The organism is Acinetobacter sp. YH12106 (assembly GCF_013418995.1).
Lineage (GTDB): Bacteria > Pseudomonadota > Gammaproteobacteria > Pseudomonadales > Moraxellaceae > Acinetobacter > Acinetobacter pseudolwoffii.
In genome coordinates this window covers 1-5,778 of the sequence record NZ_VPAV01000048.1, presented here as the reverse complement: position 1 = coordinate 5,778, position 5,778 = coordinate 1, and the positions used below count along the sequence as shown (strand labels likewise).

At 36.3% G+C, this 5,778-nt stretch carries 8 protein-coding genes; 1 reads left to right on the top strand and 7 read right to left on the bottom strand.

Annotated elements, in window-relative coordinates:
- Positions 1-263: 263 nt before the first annotated feature.
- The gene (locus tag FTU45_RS14880) at positions 264-689 is read left to right on the top strand and encodes a conjugal transfer protein TraD (RefSeq protein ID WP_180076669.1); all 426 of its coding nucleotides are present in this window, start codon (positions 264-266) and stop codon (positions 687-689) included.
- Between the two features lie 204 nt (positions 690-893).
- Here FTU45_RS14880 and FTU45_RS14875 read toward each other — a convergent pair whose 3' ends face one another.
- The 7 genes from FTU45_RS14875 to FTU45_RS14845 form a co-directional block, all read right to left on the bottom strand.
- A complete protein-coding gene (locus FTU45_RS14875; RefSeq protein WP_180076668.1) occupies positions 894-1,712 on the bottom strand; it encodes a GIY-YIG nuclease family protein in 819 nt (272 codons plus the stop codon).
- Positions 1,713-2,483: 771 nt separating this feature from the next.
- The gene (locus FTU45_RS14870) at positions 2,484-3,299 is read right to left on the bottom strand and encodes a hypothetical protein (RefSeq protein WP_107010146.1); all 816 of its coding nucleotides are present in this window, start codon (positions 3,297-3,299) and stop codon (positions 2,484-2,486) included.
- Positions 3,300-3,356: 57 nt separating this feature from the next.
- Positions 3,357-3,638 carry a type II toxin-antitoxin system YafQ family toxin gene (locus FTU45_RS14865; RefSeq protein WP_180076667.1) on the bottom strand — a complete coding sequence of 94 codons (282 nt, stop codon included), beginning with the start codon at positions 3,636-3,638 and terminating at the stop codon, positions 3,357-3,359.
- Complete coding sequence (locus FTU45_RS14860) at positions 3,631-3,924, bottom strand: type II toxin-antitoxin system RelB/DinJ family antitoxin (protein WP_005098404.1); 294 nt, start codon at positions 3,922-3,924, stop codon at positions 3,631-3,633. Before FTU45_RS14860 ends, FTU45_RS14865 begins: the two co-directional genes overlap by 8 nt.
- 143 nt (positions 3,925-4,067) lie before the next feature.
- Entirely contained in the window at positions 4,068-4,568 is a 501-nt protein-coding gene (locus FTU45_RS14855) for a hypothetical protein (protein ID WP_180076666.1), read from the bottom strand.
- Entirely contained in the window at positions 4,565-5,494 is a 930-nt protein-coding gene (locus tag FTU45_RS14850) for a MobA/MobL family protein (protein ID WP_180076665.1), read from the bottom strand. Before FTU45_RS14850 ends, FTU45_RS14855 begins: the two co-directional genes overlap by 4 nt.
- Positions 5,494-5,649: a hypothetical protein gene (locus FTU45_RS14845; protein ID WP_180076664.1), complete on the bottom strand. Its 156-nt coding sequence runs from the start codon at positions 5,647-5,649 to the stop codon at positions 5,494-5,496. Before FTU45_RS14845 ends, FTU45_RS14850 begins: the two co-directional genes overlap by 1 nt.
- Positions 5,650-5,778 lie beyond the last annotated feature (129 nt).

Sequence of the window (5,778 nt, the reverse complement as noted above, 5' to 3'; positions counted from 1 at the left end):
TGGTACTTCTTTTTTTCATTCAATTTTCAATTGAACGAAAAAAAGAAGTTTCAGGGTTTTAGGGATGAAGTCCCTAACGTGCTTAGGTTTCTCAATGAAATTGAGAAACGTCTAAGCGCGCCATCAAAAAATTGATGGAAGTATAGGCGAACTTCTCTAGAACGAACTTTAACAAAATTGCGGACATTGGACGTAATTATTTTGTTATCGTTCTTTGAGAATTGAGCCTGTGCTTATGCGGTATCTGAATTGAGGAATTGAATATGACGAATGAATGGTTTTCAGAAAGACTAACCTATATTTCTGCTTTAAAAAATCCGAGTGACGCCCAAAAACTTTTATTGGAAATTGCTCAAATTCAATATCGAACACCTGAACAAGAAAAGAAATTAAATGCACTGATCAAAGCAGAAAAAGCCATAGATCGAGCAAATAAGCAAAAGGTAGTTGTTAGAAAATTATTGAATGCAGAAAAAGAAGCTGAACGTAAAGCGCGTACTCGTCACCTGATCCAGTTAGGCGCACTATTTGAAATCGCCAACCTAGATAAACGTGACCCTGCAGAACTGCTCGGTGTACTACTTAAAACAGCGGAGATTGATCCTAACGATATGAAATGGCAGATTTGGAAAGACTTAGGTCAAGAGGTGTTAAATCAACGTAAAAAGACTGAAAAAGAAAATAATTGATTATGCAGTTAAGCTACTTAAAACCGTGGAACATTGTTTAATAAATAAGCGTGGAACGTGATAAATCATTAAAAAAGCCCATTCGAGGGTGAATGGGCTTTTCAATAGTATATAAGAAATTGATTTTTAAAGGAATAAAAAAAGCATTTCGTATAACGTGCATTATGTTAATTTTAGAGAAACTTAAAGCTTATCTTTAAAAAATTAATTTGAGTTATACCCAAATTTTCTAGTCATTAATGTTTCTTTCCACCAACTCTCTCGAGCAATAATTACATTATCGTTTGTCGATGCTTTAAAAATATCTAATATCGAATATCTAAAATTATTTTGAATATGTTCTTTAGATAATCCTTGTAATTGAGCATTCCCACCATCTTTACTTGTGACATAATTTTGCCAACGATTTAATAGCATCTTTTCACCATATGCAGAACCAACATAGCATTTGCCATTAGATGTATCTGTAATTAAATAAACAGCTTTCTGATTTTGAAATGCTGTTTTCCAAGATTCCATGTCTAATACTATCTTTAACTCTTTCCAAGATAAGTTAACTTTTTCATATCCAGGAAACTTATCTAATGAGTTTTTGGGTCTTATCTCTAAGATATCTTTATCTTTATCCTCATAATGTTGATGCCATGATCGAACAGAAGAAGGGTGCCCCCAATCAATAACAACTCTAAACTTTAATTCATTAAATAATTGAACTTCCTCTAACTCATACTCATATTTATATTCATTATTCTCTTGAAAAGATTCACTCTTAACTTTAAAAACTCCCCAAAAGAGCGATTTAGTCCCCTCAATTCCAATAAAAGATACAATATAATTAATACCTTTGAAAACATTAGTTTCTTGTTGTTTCTGATAAATTTCTAAACTAGAAGTATCAAAAAAAGAACCATTAAAAATATCTGATTTAGTATCTTTATGACGAACATATTTAATATTACTTGTATCATTTAAAGGATTATTTTCAATCAACTTCATTAAGTTTTTAAAAGTTAGACTAACCATTTAACCTATCCGTAATGTATTTATATTAAAGAACAAAAAGACTGTTATCTATAATGATCTCAACTCACTCAACCTATCCAAGCGTCGCACTTCGTGCTTTGGCTTTGGAAACGGTTGAGAGAGTTTCGGCAATACTCACCCTAAGGGCTGTCATTTAAAAAAATGACATATCCCCTAAGTATTGCCGATTTACCTGTATATATTTGGCTTCGGAGCCACGTATATCGGTCGTATCCGCACATAGCTTTGCTGACTATGCAGACAAGGACTCAAAGTCTTGCACTTCGCTCCACGCGCTCCCTGTCGTTACATTGCCTGTATCTCTGCGAGGGTTTCCCCAACATGCAACTTAACAAGTCCTATGTAACTACTCCCAACGCTCCGCCTATGTGAAGTTCCCCTGTAAGCGGTTTAGCCTTTCGACTATAGCTACAATACGCCAGTGACACTTACTCCTACCACACGTACTGCATGCCGACCGTAAAACGGACACGCAGAAGCGGGCAAAGCTCGATCTAGGATACTTATTTGATGGTTTAAAACACGAATTAACGAAGACTTATCATATTGGGACTTGATATAAACACTGTTTATTGTGAAAATAGAGTTCAGGTACAAGCCTTAGTGTGAAATCAGTGCGAGGTGGTACTCCGCTGATCTTCGTTACTTGATGTTGAAGCATCAAATAACTGCGTACCGCTGAATATAAAGCGAAAGCCCGTCGAGTTTCAATACTCGATGGGCTTTTTCTTTGTATTTTTAAATTAAAATTTACTTTTCTTTGTTTAAAGCAAACTTTCGCTTCTTAATCACTGTAATCGGCTTTTCTTGTGGAGCCATATTTTTCTGAATGGCCACCTGCTTCATTTCTACTGGTACAGCACTATTTTCAGTAGACTTTGGACTAGATTCTTTAGGCTTCGAGTCTGTTGATTTTTGCAGAGTTGCTTCTTTATTTTTAATTTTTATATAAATTTCATGTACGACCGCATTATGTTCTTTAATCTCCCTATTTTTGCTCGTTATTTTTTTATATTGTTCTTTAAAGGGCTTTATAAAATCCTTGATAGTTGATAGCAGTAGAGCTTCATCGGGGTGTATATCAGCCAGTGTTTTTGGTGCTTCAATTTGCACAAAATCAATGAAATTTAAGGGAGATTTTTCAATAATCTCAGGCGTCGCAAAGCTAACAAAGTCATATCCATGATAAGAAATTACGGCATATTTCGTATTCTGCTTAATCGGATGTTTGATATATCCCCTTACGGTCGCTTCCCCCTGATCCAGTAGCTTCTTTAGATAGAAATCTTTTATTTGGTTTTCTTCAAATGCACTATTTCTATAAAACTTAATCTTCTTATTAATTTCTTCTCGTTCTTCTACATTGTCCTCAGCCATAAGTCCTAACTTATTACTAAACTCAATAAATTGAGCATGATTATGTTGAGCAAGTTCAGAAGTCCAAATCAGTAATTGGTTAAGATTTTCAGGAAAAATAACTGCCAGATTCTTTACATCAAACTTTTTAATCAGTTTAAGTTCATCTTCCTTAAACTCTTTTCTCTCTAAACTTGACCGTTGTAGCATAAAAATTTCCTTAACTTTTACTAATTTTAAAACATTAAAACAGGTCTAAATGGTCACCTAACCAAAAATCTCTGAATGGCTATCTAACTGATGTAATTCTAAAACATCATCCCCTACGAGCCTATAAATTAAGACTAAATCGGGTTTAACGTGGCAATCTCGACAATTTTTAAACTCAGCACCACCTTTTAAGGGGTGATCTAGGTATTTTTCAGGCAATGGACTATTAGCGACTAAACAGTCCAGTACCTCGGCCCATTCAGCCGTAACTAAATCTAAGTAACGTCTTTTAATGTCTCTTTTAAATGAACTGGTTACGACGATTTTTCGTTTAGCCATTAGCTTCTTCCGACATTGCTTGGATGGCTTCTTCTACTGTTTCGTACTCGGTGTACTCCCCATTTTCAATTTCTTTAAGAGATTGAAGCAACTTTGCTGCTGCTTTAGGGGTTAAAGCTGTTTCCCTCGCATAATCAAAAGATAATGGAATCGTTTTCGTTTTAACAATTTGATTTAAGAACAGTTTAAATGCCTGTGGCATGGTTAAACCGTAGTCCTCCAAAATAGGAGTAACTTTTTCTTTTAGTTCTGCTTCTAAACGCATATTGAAATTGACTGCGGACATGGTTAATCCCTCCAAGGAACCAATAATGTAAAGACAATATAAGGCATAATCTTTACTTTTTCATTACTTTTGATGTAAAAATATGAGTATTAAAACTCTAATTATTGGCATAACAGACTTTCAAATTTTGTTTTCGAATTTTTCTATATAGGGTCGATCACACATAAATCATGATTTTTTCCATAATTGCACTGTTCTTTCATCACACGCACACATGGTTTAGATTCTTCTCCAACAGTACAACTTCGAATCTCAAGCTGAATACCATCCTCTCTTAAACTTTCAATCTTAGAAATATTCTCAAGCGGTTTGATATAAACAGCAAATAACCAAATGATGCCAAGCATAAGAATGGCAAAAATCCCCAAAACTATTGTGATGATTTTCCATGAGAATTGATCACTGGCTGATTCAATTGAATTATTCAAGCGTCCAAGTGCCTTAGCGGTCTTAATAAGCTCCGATGTACCCTCTTGTAAGCCCGTATTTAGCGATTTTGATACGGTGCTATGGGTTTGCCCTGCGATAACCTTCTGAATGCGTTCTTCGGTGATTTGAAGCTCTTTAACGGCCTGATTGACTAGGTTCTGCTGTTGTTCTGCAACTGCCATCAGTGCATATAGCTTTTTTTCATCAGGTGTCATCGGCTCATCCCCTTATAACTCATGGTTTTCTGTTGCTCCCGTTCTAATTTCTGCTGTTCTTTGTACTGTTCCAAAGCAAGCTGTTTGAAGCTATCAAAATCAGCCTTAAAGCTTTCAATACCCTGTTTAATTTCTTTGTCTGAAATTGGGCTGTTTTTGAGGTCTTTCAGGTCTTTTTTCGGGTCGCCTAAGTCTAGTCGTTCAAGCTCTTTATAGGCTGTACGTGACTGTTGCAAGGCTTCCCTGATTTCAGGGTCTTTAGCTTGGCTTGGTAATAGTTTCTTTTCGGGTTCTTTCTCTATGCCTTGCTCTTTGTAGCTTCGCATATCAATACGGCTGTCAATTTGGTGTTTTTCTAAATGGCTGTTGCATAAATCTGCCCATCTTTGGCGTAGGTCTTTAATATCGGTTTTTCGTTCCTGGTAACTCTTGCCTGTATTGTCTTTTTTAGCTCCGCCACGTTCAGGATTCTTGCTGTTATAGCGTTTAAAATATTGTTCTGGATCTCGCTCGATTCCATCTTGTAGACGTTCATTAAACATGAGGTGAACGTGAGGCTGATCGTTGCCGTCCATTGCTTTAGGGTTATGGATCGCAAACTGATACGGATATTTTGAGCCAATTTCAGACTGAATGAAGTCCTCAACCAGTTCTAGGCGTTGCTCGGCATTCATCTCTCTAGGCAGGGCAATTTCATATTCTCGGTAGGTACTGCCATTTTTGCGCTCGTAAAGGTCCGCTGCCTGCCAAAAGTTAATCGGATTATGTTCTGCCCATTTCGGCATATTTCCATAGTCACTATGTTCAAGGTCAGTTTTAGCCTGTTCCTCTTTTTTCTTTTTTTCTTCATCCCGATCTATATATTCAGCATGCGGTGCTGCCTTGCCTGCCTTACCAACTTTGACACTTAAACGAGCAATCGCCATTAGGTTTTATCCTGTTCCTTTTTTTGGTTGCGTTCCTTCTTAAACGCTCTTTGATCGAGTATCGAAGCAAGCACCATAATGAAGATGAGTAGCGGTGCTGCGATCACGCCAAAAATGATATCTTTGATCTTTCCCCATACCTGTTTTAGTTGCATGTTGTTGCTCCTAGCTTTGGTACTTCTTTTTTTCATTCAATTTTCAATTGAACGAAAAAAAGAAGTTTCAGGGTTTTAGGGATGAAGTCCCTAACGTGCTTAGGTTTCTCAATGAAATTGAGAAACGTC